The 13206-nt window shown below is 35.0% G+C and carries 18 protein-coding genes; 11 read left to right on the forward strand and 7 right to left on the reverse strand.

Annotation, left to right across the window (positions count from 1 at the left end; translation table 11 throughout):
• The first annotated feature begins 61 nt into the window (after positions 1–61).
• The 3 genes from MHB70_RS09365 to MHB70_RS09375 all read left to right on the forward strand — a co-directional run bounded on the left by MHB70_RS09365 (position 62) and on the right by MHB70_RS09375 (position 1492).
• Entirely contained in the window at positions 62–838 is a 777-nt protein-coding gene (locus tag MHB70_RS09365; protein WP_000014090.1) for an oxalate:formate antiporter, read from the forward strand.
• A gap of 51 nt (positions 839–889) precedes the next feature.
• Positions 890–1210 (forward strand): hypothetical protein, encoded by a 321-nt coding sequence (locus MHB70_RS09370; RefSeq protein WP_000761187.1) that lies wholly within the window; start codon positions 890–892, stop codon positions 1208–1210.
• 69 nt (positions 1211–1279) lie between these two features.
• Positions 1280–1492 (forward strand): hypothetical protein, encoded by a 213-nt coding sequence (locus MHB70_RS09375; RefSeq protein ID WP_000798747.1) that lies wholly within the window; start codon positions 1280–1282, stop codon positions 1490–1492.
• Between the two features lie 29 nt (positions 1493–1521).
• Here the strand turns inward: MHB70_RS09375 and MHB70_RS09380 are convergent, their stop codons facing one another.
• A complete protein-coding gene (locus MHB70_RS09380; protein WP_001253192.1) occupies positions 1522–1860 on the reverse strand; it encodes a hypothetical protein in 339 nt (112 codons plus the stop codon).
• Between the two features lie 357 nt (positions 1861–2217).
• Between MHB70_RS09380 and MHB70_RS09385 the strand changes: the two genes are divergently transcribed.
• From MHB70_RS09385 to MHB70_RS09405, 5 genes are all read left to right on the forward strand, one after another.
• A complete protein-coding gene (locus tag MHB70_RS09385; protein WP_000714418.1) occupies positions 2218–2898 on the forward strand; it encodes a class I SAM-dependent methyltransferase in 681 nt (226 codons plus the stop codon).
• 94 nt (positions 2899–2992) lie between these two features.
• Positions 2993–4681 carry a formate--tetrahydrofolate ligase gene (locus tag MHB70_RS09390; RefSeq protein ID WP_033661278.1) on the forward strand — a complete coding sequence of 563 codons (1689 nt, stop codon included), beginning with the start codon at positions 2993–2995 and terminating at the stop codon, positions 4679–4681.
• Positions 4682–4771: 90 nt separating this feature from the next.
• Positions 4772–5299: a hypothetical protein gene (locus MHB70_RS09395; RefSeq protein ID WP_061529911.1), complete on the forward strand. Its 528-nt coding sequence runs from the start codon at positions 4772–4774 to the stop codon at positions 5297–5299.
• A 19-nt stretch (positions 5300–5318) separates the two neighbouring features.
• Positions 5319–6488 (forward strand): DEAD/DEAH box helicase, encoded by a 1170-nt coding sequence (locus tag MHB70_RS09400; RefSeq protein WP_000588603.1) that lies wholly within the window; start codon positions 5319–5321, stop codon positions 6486–6488.
• A 171-nt stretch (positions 6489–6659) separates the two neighbouring features.
• A complete protein-coding gene (locus MHB70_RS09405; protein WP_000581484.1) occupies positions 6660–7043 on the forward strand; it encodes a VOC family protein in 384 nt (127 codons plus the stop codon).
• A 41-nt stretch (positions 7044–7084) separates the two neighbouring features.
• Here the strand turns inward: MHB70_RS09405 and MHB70_RS09410 are convergent, their stop codons facing one another.
• A complete protein-coding gene (locus MHB70_RS09410) occupies positions 7085–7723 on the reverse strand; it encodes a zinc dependent phospholipase C family protein (protein WP_061529912.1) in 639 nt (212 codons plus the stop codon).
• A gap of 29 nt (positions 7724–7752) precedes the next feature.
• Positions 7753–8739, reverse strand: a complete 987-nt coding sequence (locus MHB70_RS09415; protein ID WP_061529913.1) for a quinone oxidoreductase family protein — start codon at positions 8737–8739, stop codon at positions 7753–7755.
• Positions 8740–8943: 204 nt separating this feature from the next.
• On the opposite strand from MHB70_RS09415, the gene MHB70_RS09420 reads away from it, so the two are divergent.
• Complete coding sequence (locus MHB70_RS09420) at positions 8944–9522, forward strand: sigma-70 family RNA polymerase sigma factor (RefSeq protein WP_061529914.1); 579 nt, start codon at positions 8944–8946, stop codon at positions 9520–9522.
• Positions 9519–10199: a DUF3600 domain-containing protein gene (locus MHB70_RS09425; protein WP_061529915.1), complete on the forward strand. Its 681-nt coding sequence runs from the start codon at positions 9519–9521 to the stop codon at positions 10197–10199. The genes MHB70_RS09420 and MHB70_RS09425 overlap by 4 nt, the downstream gene beginning before the upstream one ends.
• A gap of 54 nt (positions 10200–10253) precedes the next feature.
• Here MHB70_RS09425 and MHB70_RS09430 read toward each other — a convergent pair whose 3' ends face one another.
• The 4 genes from MHB70_RS09430 to MHB70_RS09445 all read right to left on the reverse strand — a co-directional run bounded on the left by MHB70_RS09430 (position 10254) and on the right by MHB70_RS09445 (position 12441).
• On the reverse strand, positions 10254–10499 hold the full coding sequence (locus MHB70_RS09430) for a hypothetical protein (RefSeq protein WP_000277249.1): 246 nt from the start codon (positions 10497–10499) through the stop codon (positions 10254–10256).
• Between the two features lie 149 nt (positions 10500–10648).
• The gene (locus MHB70_RS09435) at positions 10649–11083 is read right to left on the reverse strand and encodes a hypothetical protein (RefSeq protein WP_001174537.1); all 435 of its coding nucleotides are present in this window, start codon (positions 11081–11083) and stop codon (positions 10649–10651) included.
• 84 nt (positions 11084–11167) lie between these two features.
• On the reverse strand, positions 11168–12136 hold the full coding sequence (locus MHB70_RS09440) for an MBL fold metallo-hydrolase (protein WP_061529916.1): 969 nt from the start codon (positions 12134–12136) through the stop codon (positions 11168–11170).
• 95 nt (positions 12137–12231) lie between these two features.
• Positions 12232–12441: a DUF3925 family protein gene (locus MHB70_RS09445; RefSeq protein ID WP_000844989.1), complete on the reverse strand. Its 210-nt coding sequence runs from the start codon at positions 12439–12441 to the stop codon at positions 12232–12234.
• Positions 12442–12665: 224 nt separating this feature from the next.
• On the opposite strand from MHB70_RS09445, the gene bsaA reads away from it, so the two are divergent.
• Positions 12666–13148, forward strand: coding sequence for a glutathione peroxidase (gene bsaA / locus MHB70_RS09450; RefSeq protein WP_000219426.1), 483 nt, complete (start codon positions 12666–12668; stop codon positions 13146–13148).
• The last annotated feature ends 58 nt before the right edge of the window (positions 13149–13206 follow it).

The raw sequence follows: 13206 nt of genomic DNA on the forward strand, positions 1-13206 counted from the left end.
ATTTTTCATGTTAAAATATGCTATAGAATTGAAACATATAAAACGAAGGTGGCTAGGTGCTTTGTCTGGAGGATCTGACCAAGTAAAGAATATGATATATATTAATGGTAATCGTCGAGGTCATTGTTTTATTACATCAGGAATTACGTTTAAAGAGTTTGCAAGTAACATCCCTTCACCGCTTCATCAAGTTTTGCTTTTGAAGCATAACTTTGAATGGACGGATTTTCATTATCATACTTTATTTGAATATGTTGAGGAAGAAAATATACATAAGCTAATTCAAGCAGAGATTGATGAATTTGATGAATTTTGTTGGGTAGATTTTGATGATGCAAGCGATTTAGATGAATTAGAGCCAAAAGAAATTGCAGAACTGTTATATTTGGCTCACAAAAAAGAACCACTTGCAAGAACATTCTTTCCGTTGTTGAAAAATAGATTTGTTTATTTTTCACATGATGACGGTTGGTACAACAAAGTATATTACCGTAGAATTGCTGATTTTGTTGGAATGTTAAGTAAAGTCATTCCTTATAAACTCGGTGCTTTCGGTAAGAAACGTTTTTCTTTCTTCCAAAAATCAAAAATTTTCCCAGCAATTTCAAAAGAAGTGATTATGGGGCTTATTCCATTAATGGAAGATGGTCTTTATATTGATTTAGCAGGGAAAATTGAGTCAAGAAGAGGTCTTGAAATTCCGGTATATGTAGTTGGTTCGTATGAAAGTACGGATGAGGTACTAGATAATATCGATGAATTGAAAGAGGAAGCAACAGAAACAGGTTGGCTCATTTTTGATAAGAAAGAACAAGAGTGGCAATGGGTTGTTGACTAAGAAAACTTGGCGCATGAAGTCAAGTTTTCTTGTCATTTGAAAGGAGAACAAATGAAGAAATATTATACAATTGTGGGTATTGTAAGTATTATTCTCGTGGCGATATTGCTTATTACGTGTCCGAAAGAATCAGATTTTAATTCGTATGTAGAGGATAAGTATGCGTTGAAATGTGATGAGAGTAGTTTTGAATGCACACAAAATGTAGATGGTAAAAAAGAAAAGCTACAATTTGAAAGTACAGATGCACGAAATGGTGTATTCTTTATGACTGTAAAGCAAACGTTTAAAACAGAAGCTGGTGTTACGAAAGAATATAGCGGAGTAGGGATGTTTGGTACATTTCTTTTTGTTTCAGAAAAGACTTTCTAGTAATAGAAGGTCTTTTTTTTATGCTTGTGTTCATATAGATGAAGTAAGACAAGCATAGGAGGGGTAGTGATGAAGAATACATGCATCGTTTGCGGTGGTGAGGAGTTTTTTTCCTCAACGTTGTACGCTCGTACGAAACAAGATTGGGCATATGCGCCAAACATGTATCGATTTGAAAAAGTATTTATTGAACATAGGGATGAAGAGAATTATCCGGTCTTTCAAGAAATTACAGCAAAGCACTGTTGTGGATGCGGTCATATTATGTTGTATCATGAATGAACACACCAAGTATAACTTGGTGTGTTTTTTTAAAACGCTGACAAAGCAAGCGGATAAAGTAAAGTAAATAAAACAGAAAAACTACCAAAACCAATTGCTGTATATCCAAGTGTTCTTGCTCCGAAATTAACAGCTAATAAACCAACTAAAATCGCAAGAGAACCAAGTGTAACTGGATAAAAAGCAATTGAGAATAACGAAAGAAATAATGCGACATAGCCTATCATTGCTCCGGTATTTGTACCTTCTATTTCATTTGCAATTTCTTTGCGCTCATGTCTAATTGGAATGCCGGCTGGAGATATTTCAGCTGCATACTCTTCGTGTTTTTCACCACTTTTAAAATGATGATTTCTCTTTCTTCGCATGTACATCCCTCTCTTTCAATTGGGTGTATCTATAGTATCTTTCAAAATGAGAAGAGCATGAGTATGAGTTAAACCCAAGTAAAGCAAAAAATGGAGAAAATAGATTTCGTTGTTATCTTACTTATCCCGCTATTTGCGGGCAGTAAAACTTCTATTTCAAAATTCGGCTAGAGTAAAGAAGTTATGTAGGAGCCGGGTTGCCTGTAAAAGCTCGATTGGTGTGGGCTAATAATCAGTGGGAACGAATAAAACCGCCACTAATTAAAGTTTCACTCTATCTCCTTATGAAGATAAACAGGGATTTTGGAAAATGATGTAGAATGAATTGAATGATAATACGTGAAGGTAGGGGAATGTATGAAGAAATTCAATTGGCATGAATCAGCAGAGAAGAAGTGGGATAGTAGTGCGGAATATTGGAATAAAAATAGTCAGGAAATGTGGGATAGCGGGAGCAGGAGTACAATTATTCCATTTTTTGAACAGTACGTGGAGAAAGAAGCTCAAGTGTTAGATGTTGGCTGTGGTGATGGATACGGTACATATAAATTAAGTTGCGTTGGCTATAAAGCAGTTGGAGTAGATTTATCGGAAATTATGATTCAAAAAGGTAAAGAACGTGGGGAAGATTCAAATTTATCTTTTGTGAAAGGAGATCTTTCCGCTTTACCATTTGAAAATGAACAATTTAAAGCGATTATGGCCATTAACTCTTTAGAATGGACTGAGAATCCATTACAAGCATTAAATGAAATAAAACGTGTTTTAAAGAAAGATGGATACGCATGTATTGCAATTTTAGGACCGACAGCAAAACCTCGAGAGAACAGTTATCCTCGTTTATACGGCAAAGACGTTGTTTGTAATACGATGATGCCTTGGGAATTTGAACAGTTAGCGAAAGAACAAGGTTTTGAAGCTGTAGATGGCATTGGTGTATATAAGCGCGGAGTAAATGAGAAGATGCTAGGTCAACTACCTACAGAGTTACAACAATCCTTAACATTCTTATGGGTATTTATGTTAAAAAACGTATAAAGAAATGAAAGAATTTTTAGGAGGTAAATAAGTGCAGAAAATACAAAAAACTGATACAATATCATCAGAACCAATTAAAGGGGGACTAGGGTATATGACAACTACTACAACAGTTAAATCCGATATTGAAATCGCACAAGAAGCGAGTATGAAGAAGATTCAAGAAATTGCAGCCGATTTAAATATTTTAGAAGATGAATTAGAGCCATACGGGCATTATAAAGGTAAGTTATCTCTTGATATTTTTAAGCGCTTACAGGATGAGAAAGACGGTAAAGTTGTTTTAGTAACAGCGATTAACCCAACTCCAGCTGGAGAAGGTAAATCAACAGTAACAGTTGGTTTAGGTCAAGCTTTTAATAAAATTGGTAAGAAAACAGTAATTGCACTTCGCGAACCATCTCTTGGACCAACGATGGGACTAAAAGGCGGAGCAGCAGGTGGTGGTTTTTCACAGGTTGTACCAATGGAAGACATTAACCTTCACTTTACTGGAGATATTCACGCAATTACAACTGCGAATAACGCGTTAGCGGCGTTTATTGATAATCATATCCAACAAGGAAACACACTTGGAATTGATACGCGTAAAATCGTTTGGAAACGCTGTGTTGACTTAAATGATCGTGCCCTTCGTAACGTCGTAATTGGTCTTGGTGGACCAGTTCAAGGTGTACCACGTGAAGACGGTTTTGATATTACAGTAGCATCTGAAATTATGGCCGTATTCTGTCTTGCAACGGATATTCAAGATTTAAAAGCACGTTTATCTCGCATCGTAGTTGCTTATAACTTTGCAAATCAACCTGTAACGGTTAAAGATTTAGGTGTAGAAGGTGCGTTAACATTACTACTAAAAGACGCATTAAAACCAAACTTAGTACAAACGTTAGAAAATACACCAGCTATCATTCATGGCGGACCATTTGCGAATATCGCTCACGGTTGTAACAGTGTTATCGCTACAACAATGGCAGCAAAATTAGGTGATTATGTTATTACAGAAGCTGGATTCGGCGCAGATTTAGGCGCAGAGAAGTTTTTAGATATTAAAGCTCGTGCAGCTGGCATTAAACCAGAAGCAGTTGTTATTGTTGCGACTATTCGTGCGCTTAAAATGCATGGCGGCATAGCAAAAGATCGATTAAAAGAAGAAAATGTAGATGCATTAGCAAAAGGTATGGAGAACTTACAGAAGCATGTTGAAACAATTCAAAGCTTCGGTGTACCTTTCGTAATTGCAATTAATAAATTCATTACAGATACAGATGCAGAAGTTACATACTTACAAGAATGGTGCAATGAGCGTGGCTATGCAGTATCCTTAACAGAAGTTTGGGAGAAGGGTGGCCAAGGTGGAGTTGACCTTGCTGAAAAAGTACTAAAAGAGATCGAAAAAGGTGAAAATAACTACGCGCCACTTTATGAATTAGAATTACCATTAGAAGAAAAAATTCGTACAATTGCTCAAAAAGTATATGGCGCAAAAGATATTGATTTTGCTCCGAAAGCACGTAAGCAATTAGCTCAATACGAAGGAGAAGGTTGGAGTAACCTACCAATTTGTATGGCGAAAACACAATACTCTCTTTCTGACGATGCAACAAAGTTAGGTCGTCCATCTGACTTTATCGTAACAATTCGTGAATTAAAACCATCTATCGGTGCAGGGTTTATCGTTGCATTAACAGGAACAATGTTAACTATGCCAGGTCTTCCAAAACAACCAGCGGCACTGCAAATGGATGTAAATGAAGATGGAAAAGCAGTAGGTTTATTCTAAAAGGTTGTAATTCATCTCGTTTATCTGTAAACTATATATACATCAAGTGGCGCCTTTCCATCGAAAGGCGCCTGTTTTTTGGAGGAAATTATGTTTGATCCAACTGCTTTTGACAATTTAAAAGTAATCGTAGAAGGTGCTGTTTATGATTTTGACTTACATGGTGATATTCTTGTAACAGATCGAAAAGATATGATGGACCTTGCTTCATTAAGTCGTATATATCATATCTCGTTTCAGTTAACAGAACCGTTCGAACCATTAGTAGAAGCGACATTTTCATTATCTGTGGATGCAAAGAACTTGTCTGGTGAAATACTAGAAGTGCCTCAGTTTACACCAGGATGTGAAATGAAGTTAGCATTTTCATTCCCGATAGAACAGCCAGAAGGAGTATGCGAAGAAATTGAAACTTTCATGTGTTCTATATGGGGAAAAGAAAGAATGATTATGCAAAAAGTTTCATACGAATATAATAAGCAAGCGATTTCATATCATAATAAGGTAGAGGTTCTATTTCAAAAAGCGATTACAGAAGACCATGTTGATGATTTAATAGCTGTTATTTCACACATGATAGAAACGGTGCGAACAATACAGCATTTTCTTCAAAAATAGAGATAAAGGAGAAAAACAAATGATAAAAGATATGCAACCATTTTTACAACAAGCTTGGGAGAAGGCTGGTTTTAAAGAATTAACTGAAATTCAAAAACAAGCGATTCCAACTATTTTAGAAGGACAAGACGTTATAGCTGAATCTCCAACTGGAACAGGAAAAACATTAGCGTACTTATTACCACTTTTACATAAAATTAATCCTGAAGTAAAACAGCCACAAGTTGTTATTTTAGCTCCAACGCGTGAACTTGTCATGCAAATTCATGAAGAGGTTCAAAAATTTACAGCAGGAACTGATATTTCAGGTGCATCTTTAATTGGTGGTGCAGATATTAAGCGCCAAGTGGAAAAATTGAAGAAACACCCGAAAGTAATTGTTGGTTCACCAGGACGTATTTTAGAATTAATTCGTATGAAAAAGCTAAAGATGCATGAAGTGAAAACGATTGTATTTGATGAGTTCGATCAAATAGTGAAGCAAAAGATGATGGGTGCTGCACAGGATGTAATTAAATCAACGATGCGCGATCGTCAATTAGTATTCTTCTCAGCGACAATGACAAAAGCAGCAGAAGATGCAGCACGTGATTTAGCAGTTGAACCACAATTAGTACGTGTAACACGTGCAGAGTCAAAAAGCTTAGTTGAGCATACGTATATCATTTGTGAGCGACGCGAAAAAAATGATTACGTAAGAAGAATTATGCATATGGGCGATGTAAAAGCAGTTGCTTTCTTAAATGACCCATTCCGTTTAGATGAAATTACTCAGAAATTGAAATTCCGTAAAATGAAAGCAGCAGCTCTTCATGCAGAGGCAAGTAAGCAAGAACGTGAAGCGACGATGCGTGCTTTCCGCGGCGGAAAATTAGAAATTCTACTTGCTACTGATATTGCAGCACGTGGAATAGATATTGATGATTTAACACATGTAATTCATTTAGAGTTACCTGACACTGTAGACCAATACATTCACCGCTCAGGACGTACTGGACGTATGGGCAAAGAAGGAACGGTCGTGTCTCTTGTAACAGAACAAGAAGAGCGTAAATTACTTCAATTTGCGAAAAAATTAGGTATTGTGTTTACGAAGCAAGAAATGTTCAACGGATCATTTGTAGAAACGAAACCGAAAGCACCGAAGAAAAAGAAACCAGCATTTACTGGGAAGAAAAAGCCTAGATAAATAATGGGAAAGACGTAACTATTTGTAGTTACGTCTTATTTTGTTCATTGGTAAAGTAGTGAACGAGTAAGTCGATAAATTTTGTAAAGAAGTACATATCAACTCAAAAGGAATAACAATAGCACTTGTAGAAACCTACATAGAATATAAAAACCATTAGGAGGAATACAAATGATTCATAAAGTCGGACAAATTATGTTATATGTAAATAATCAAGATGAGGCAGTAAATTTTTGGACGGAAAAGGTAGGGTTTCATGTAGTAGCAGAGGAAGATAACAAGCAAGGGATGAGATGGATTGAAATCGCTCCAACTCAAGATGCAGAAACGAGTATCATACTACATAATAAAGAAGTTATTTCGAAAATGAGCCCAGAATTGAATCTTGGTACACCATCCTTAATGTTCTTCTCAGAAAATCTTGATCAATTATATACAGATTTAACAAATAAAAATGTTACAGTTGGCGAAATGGTAACTATGCCTTCTGGTAAAGTGTTTAACTTTGCTGATAGTGAAGGGAATTATTTTGCGGTTATGGAAAAGAACAAATAATGATGTTATGGAAAAATCCCCCTCGTATAAAATGAGGGGGATTAAATATTTGAAGTGGACTTTTTATTCGACAGTTGTTCGATATAAAAAGCGCCTTTCTCAATAGTGGTTTCAATATAACCGACAATTTGATTAAACGTGAACACCTGTAATTCTTCATGCAAATGTTGCTCTGGATACAACATATCTTCAAAAAGGTATGTTCGAAAAGCTAAAACATTTCCTTTAGAAACTTCTGCGATATCCACAATGTGAGCCTCTTGATTAAGAAGAGAGAATAGCTGTTGTTCTTTTTCGTAATGATGAAGCAACTTTGCATTTAACAATTTAAAATCGTTATAGTACATAGGTGCGATAGTTTCGTCATTTTCTATTCTATTTTTTAGCCAAGGTAGAAAAAAGCCTTGTAGCCAATTATCGTCGGCAATGAGGTGGGTGTAATAGCCTAAAATAAATGGGGAATCTATATGTGCTTCATATTTATGAATAAATGAATCATAATCTATTCTTCTCGTATAGTTCTTCGTTGTACCGGCATAAAAATGTGAGGTGCCTTTTTCTTTTTTTGAATGAACAGCATCAGGGGCTACAGCTCCAAGTAAGAAAGAAGTTTTATCTTGAATACATAATTTCTCAGCAATACCGTTAGCGATAATCACATGCATAATTCTTGATCCCATGAATGCCACCTCTGTTTCAAGTATTCATTTCAGGAAGGGGACTGAATGTTTAGTATTACTTTCCCTGTACTTTTTCTACTTTCGACCCATTCATGTGCTTTCCCTGCATCTATAAAGGGAAAAGATTTTGTAGCCTTAATTTGCAAACTTCCATCACGTAAATAACGGAAAACTTCATTTGCAGTTTCTTGGAGTAATTCAGGACGTTTTTTCCGTGTAGTGCCGAAGCTGAATCCGAGTATAGAACGGCAACTTGCGTGTAAGTCTTTCGTTTTGAAATTGCCAATTTCACCGCTCGCATTGCCGAAATGAACGAGGCGTCCGTAATAAGCAAGACATTTTAAACTACTTTCCGAAGCCGTTCCAGAAATAGAATCTAAAATTACATCAACCCCTTGGCCATTTGTCAGCTCATTGACCTTCTCTACAAAATCTTCATCTTGATGACATATAACATAATCAGCTCCAGCGTCTAAAGCAATTTCTTTTTTTGCTTCACTTCCGACAGTACCGATAACTTTTTCAGCCCCTAATAGTTTTGCAAGTTGAATAGCAGTAGTGCCAATTCCGCCAGCAGCTGCATGAATGAGTACAGATTCACCTTGTTGAAGCCTTGCAACATTTGCGAGTAAATTATAGCTTGTAAAAGATATGATAGGGCAAGCGGCTGCAGTTTGGAAATTAACTTCATCAGGTAAAACGAAAGTAAGATTTTCATTTGCAACAATATATTCTGCGTAAGATCCATTTTGAGGAAAAGCAATGACACGCTGTCCAGGATGAATATTTTTAACTTGAGAACCGACTCGTTCTACAATACCGGTGGCATCTATCCCTGGAATAAAAGGGAATGTCTTATTTCCTTTTTTGCCATAACGTGATTTAATATCGGCAAAATTAACACTAGTAGCAACAACACGAATTAACACCTGATTGTCTGAAATAGTCGGCATATCAACATCAGTATATTTCATCACTTCCGGACCACCGAACGACGTTACAACGATAGCTTTCATCATATATCCTCCTAAATTTGACTATATAAATCATTTTAAAGCGTCATTAGAAATTGGAAAATTATATAATAGTTATGCAAGGTTATAAGTGAAGCTTATGAACTCAGGGAATCATTATATTAATTTATATAAAAAACTTTAAAAAATCGAACGAAATATGAATTACTTGCCAATATAAAGTGTAAGACAAAGGGGGGATGGTATATGAAAGGTGAAACAGTGTGTACAGATTTAATTCAATTAACTTTATCAGGAAATAAAGAAGCGTATAGCGAGTTGTATGATGTAACGATTCAAGAAGTATATAAGACAGCACATTTTTTACTAGACGATAAAACAGATGTAGATGATGTCGTTCAAGAAGTATACATACAACTATATGAATCGCTTCGTAAGTATGATAGCGAGAAGCCATTTCGTCCTTGGCTAATTGGACTCGCGATTAAACAAATTCACTCTTATAGAAGAAAGAGGTGGATGCGACTACGAATTGTAAAAAAAGCAGAAGAGCAAAGAAAACCAGTACAAATTGATTTTTCTAACGATCTGGTAAGTAAAATATCAAACCAAGAACTAATCGAACTTATTCATAAATTACCGTATAAATTGAAACAAGTTATTATCTTAAGATATTTACACGATTATTCACAAGAAGAAGTAGCACAAATATTACATATTCCAATTGGTACTGTGAAATCTAGAATTCACGCGGCATTAAAAAAACTACGTCAAAAAGAGCAAGTAGAAGAAATCTTTTTAGGAGAGGTAGGGAATATGAAATGAGTTTAGATTGTAAAGTCCGAGAATCTATACAAGAAGAAGCCAAGAGGATTGTTGCCTCGCCGGAGTTGAAAGAAAAAGTAATCGTTCAAATAAAAATGAAGCGTGGTGGAAGTAAGAGAAAAAAACGCCTTATCGCAGGAGTACTTGCAGCAGCTCTTTTAATCCCGACGACTGGTTTTGCGTATCAATCTATTATGGCGGATGGTATATACGGATCTTTTGAGAATTTAAAAAAACATGCCGGAGCGATGACGTTAGAAGCGTATATACGTTTTAATGCAAAATTATCAGAAGCGAAAGATGAAATGGGTGCGAAAGAATATGAAGAGTTTACAAAAGAACTAAAGAAACTAACAAATGCAAAGCTTGCGTACGGAGATTCGAACGGTAATATTGATTATGATCAATTATCACCAGCTAAAAAAGAGGAATTGAAAAAGGTAGTAATGGAGCTTCATCCGTATTTTGATAAATTAAATGGCCATAAATCTAGTAAAGAAGTACTAACTCCTGAAGAATATGAACAATATATGGAGGCATTAATGTCACATCAAACTGTGTTAGTAAAAACGAAATCGAGTGGCGGGATAACAGTAGAAGAAGTTCCTGAGGCGTACAAAGAAAGATTTATTAAAGCCGAGCAGTTTATGGAGTATGTAGATGAAAAGGTGAGATAAGTAAAAAAGCTCAGAGTCTAAGCTCTGAGCTTTTCTTATTGAAACGTAAATTTATTAACCACCTATGCCTTTTGCTAGCAATAGGAAGTATACAACTAATAATATTACGCCATTTAATGCAGTACCAATTATTCCGAATAACCAATTTTTTGATGCGATTGCAAAAATAATACCGAGTAATGAAAGTATACTTAGAGTCACAATAATTAACGTTAAATTCGCATTAGGTCCTCTAAGGATAAAGAAAGAAAATATACTTGCGATAACCGTTAGAAAAGAGAAAGCCCCTAATTTATACATAATAAATCTCCTTGGTTAAAATGCATTTTGACATAATATACGAACAACTTTATTTTAACAGAATTCCCCTTTTCATTTATGGCGATTTTTACAAATAATAGCGCACTTATAAAAAAATGTCCTAATCAGCAACACTTAAAAATTGGTCATCAATTATATTTTTTCATATTTGCAGTATCTTTTTGTATAAAACAATCTAATAGTGAATAACCAGCTATTAAACTAATAATCGTAACAAAAGTTGTATTTATAAGAATTATATTAGCTAAATAAGGTAAGTATTCGCCAAGTGGTGAAAAGAGTAATGCAGGGGAAAAGGAAATGAATAGTGTAGGCACTGTAATAGCAATAAATTTATCCGGCTGAAAGCTCCAGTTTTGTTTACTCGTTGCGTAATTAATAGATTGAAGGAACCGTAATAAAATACCAACTATAAGAGGGAAGAGTGTAAAGTAGAATAATCTTGGATAAACGTTAAAGTTCACCTGCGCGTCTGTATCTAAATAAAATTGAATTTTTACTCCAACAAATAATAATAAGACGATAAATAATGTAAAGCAGAGGTATAGCATTACTTTTTGCATTCCATTCCACCATCCTTTACTAAAAATATATTCAAAGAAGAGATATACAATAACTACTGTTGTATATCTCTTCTTTTACTGTTATTAAATAGTGGAATTTGTTTTTTCTTGCTTCGTGAAATAATCAATAATACCCATCGCACTAATTTCTATATCTAGATGTAAAATGTTATAAACGGAATGATCGGATGGGACGTTTAATTTTGTAAGGTGAGAAGAGATTTTATCCATTAATAAAGTTTGTAATGCTTTAGTAGCCTCATCGAAATCATTATACTTTTCAAAGACCTCTTTACCAGTATGAACGAAAATAGGTAACCAATGTTCTAGTTGGTTATATACTTCTGTAACATTGGATGAAACGCCGTAATGACCGAAATAAATAGTATCTACATTCATACTTTGAATATGATTTTTAGAGGCAATCATCGCATCGGGCTGAAATTGCGAAGGGGACGTTGATGGTAAATATAACTCTACATCAAGGTCTGCAAGCTCTCTATAATAAATTCCAATTGTATCACCAGTAAAAATGCCGTTTGTTAATGAATCATGAATGCTAATATGGTGTTTTGCATGTCCAGGTGTATCATAAAATGTAAGGATGCGGTCTTCTGCAATTTTTAACGTACCATCATGTTGTACAATATGAACGCGTTCTTCTTCTATAGGAAGAATTGGATCGAAAAGTTTATCGAAATCATCCTTGTATACAGCTTTTGCGCCTAAAATTAGTTTTGTTGGATCAATCATATGACGAGCACCGCGAGAATGCACATATAAAGTAGCATTTGGGCACTTTTCCATCATTAAACCAGCTGCCCCAGCGTGATCTAAATGAACGTGTGTTACGATAATGTTTTTTACATCGTTTAAATCAATATGTAATTGTTGTAAGCCGTCTAAAATATACGGAAGAGAAGGGGCTGCACAAGTTTCAATTAAAGTAATATCGTCACCTAATAAAACATACGTACCAGTTCGTTCATTATGTTGTAAATCAAAATCATCAATAAGATATAGGTGTGAAGATAACTGCTCTACTTTTTTCATCGTTACCACTCCTTAGTTACTGTATGTTTCTATTATACGCTAAAATAGAAAAAGGCAGAAAACGAAAGCTCGTCTTCTGCCTTTTTAAAGTGTTGTTATTTCGTTTGTTCTTTATTGATAGACATAACGAACAGTCCAACAATGCCACCAACGATCGGAAGCGTAATCTCTCCTGCTAAATTAAAGTAGGAGCTTAAGAATAAACCATTTACATCGATTACCCAACCAGTAACATACAATAACATCATATATAGTACGAAATAAAACTCGCGATTTGAAATCGTTTCAGGTTGTGCAGTTTTCATAATGAACACCATCCTTTTCTATTATAATAGAATATAAACTGTCACATTTTGTTCACAATTCAATTGTAAAACTTTCCATTCTAAAAGTCTAGTAGTTTGTGTCGAATTTTCGAACATAAATAAAGCGCTATCATTTCGGTGTGTAAGTATGTAATAGAAGCTGTATATTCACGAATGTAGTATAGTATAAACATAGAATAATAGTATAGAGAGGGGTAGGAACAATGACAGTTTATGATTTTTCAGCTAAAACAATAACAGGTGAAGATAAATCGTTAAAAGATTACGAAGGAAAAGCACTTCTTATTGTAAATGTAGCTAGTAAATGTGGATTTACACCACAGTATAAAGGATTACAAGAAGTATATGATAAATATAAAGACCAAGGACTAGAAATACTCGGTTTCCCTTGTAACCAATTTGGAGGACAAGAACCAGGTACAGAAGCGGACATTACTAGTTTTTGTGAATTAAACTACGGTGTAAACTTCCCGATGTTTGCAAAGGTTGATGTGAAAGGTGATAAGGCTCATCCTCTGTATACATACATGACAGAACAAGCGCCAGGTTTACTCGGTATGAAAGCAGTGAAATGGAATTTTACGAAGTTTTTAATTGGAAAAGATGGGAAAGTAGTAGGGCGTTTTGCGCCGCAAACGAAGCCAGTTGATTTAGAGGTTGAGATTGAGAAGGTACTTGGGGAATAATTAGGAGTTTGTTATCTTTTATTATAGTTATTAAAAAATACCTCAAAGAACAAAGTTG

This window comes from Bacillus sp. FSL M7-1020 (genome assembly GCF_038050415.1).
Lineage (GTDB): Bacteria > Bacillota > Bacilli > Bacillales > Bacillaceae_G > Bacillus_A > Bacillus_A toyonensis.

Bases quoted from the DNA above. Each gene is read 5' to 3' on its own strand.
- MHB70_RS09370 (WP_000761187.1), top strand. From the start codon at position 890: ATGAAGAAATATTATACAATTGTGGGTATTGTAAGTATTATTCTCGTG.
- MHB70_RS09375 (WP_000798747.1), top strand. From the start codon at position 1,280: ATGAAGAATACATGCATCGTTTGCGGTGGTGAGGAGTTTTTTTCCTCA.
- MHB70_RS09380 (WP_001253192.1), bottom strand. From the start codon at position 1,860: ATGCGAAGAAAGAGAAATCATCATTTTAAAAGTGGTGAAAAACACGAA.
- MHB70_RS09385 (WP_000714418.1), top strand. From the start codon at position 2,218: ATGAAGAAATTCAATTGGCATGAATCAGCAGAGAAGAAGTGGGATAGT.
- MHB70_RS09390 (WP_033661278.1), top strand. From the start codon at position 2,993: ATGACAACTACTACAACAGTTAAATCCGATATTGAAATCGCACAAGAA.
- MHB70_RS09395 (WP_061529911.1), top strand. From the start codon at position 4,772: ATGTTTGATCCAACTGCTTTTGACAATTTAAAAGTAATCGTAGAAGGT.
- MHB70_RS09400 (WP_000588603.1), top strand. From the start codon at position 5,319: ATGATAAAAGATATGCAACCATTTTTACAACAAGCTTGGGAGAAGGCT.
- MHB70_RS09405 (WP_000581484.1), top strand. From the start codon at position 6,660: ATGATTCATAAAGTCGGACAAATTATGTTATATGTAAATAATCAAGAT.
- MHB70_RS09410 (WP_061529912.1), bottom strand. From the start codon at position 7,723: ATGGGATCAAGAATTATGCATGTGATTATCGCTAACGGTATTGCTGAG.
- MHB70_RS09415 (WP_061529913.1), bottom strand. From the start codon at position 8,739: ATGAAAGCTATCGTTGTAACGTCGTTCGGTGGTCCGGAAGTGATGAAA.
- MHB70_RS09420 (WP_061529914.1), top strand. From the start codon at position 8,944: ATGAAAGGTGAAACAGTGTGTACAGATTTAATTCAATTAACTTTATCA.
- MHB70_RS09425 (WP_061529915.1), top strand. From the start codon at position 9,519: ATGAGTTTAGATTGTAAAGTCCGAGAATCTATACAAGAAGAAGCCAAG.
- MHB70_RS09430 (WP_000277249.1), bottom strand. From the start codon at position 10,499: ATGTATAAATTAGGGGCTTTCTCTTTTCTAACGGTTATCGCAAGTATA.
- MHB70_RS09435 (WP_001174537.1), bottom strand. From the start codon at position 11,083: ATGCAAAAAGTAATGCTATACCTCTGCTTTACATTATTTATCGTCTTA.
- MHB70_RS09440 (WP_061529916.1), bottom strand. From the start codon at position 12,136: ATGAAAAAAGTAGAGCAGTTATCTTCACACCTATATCTTATTGATGAT.
- MHB70_RS09445 (WP_000844989.1), bottom strand. From the start codon at position 12,441: ATGAAAACTGCACAACCTGAAACGATTTCAAATCGCGAGTTTTATTTC.
- bsaA (WP_000219426.1), top strand. From the start codon at position 12,666: ATGACAGTTTATGATTTTTCAGCTAAAACAATAACAGGTGAAGATAAA.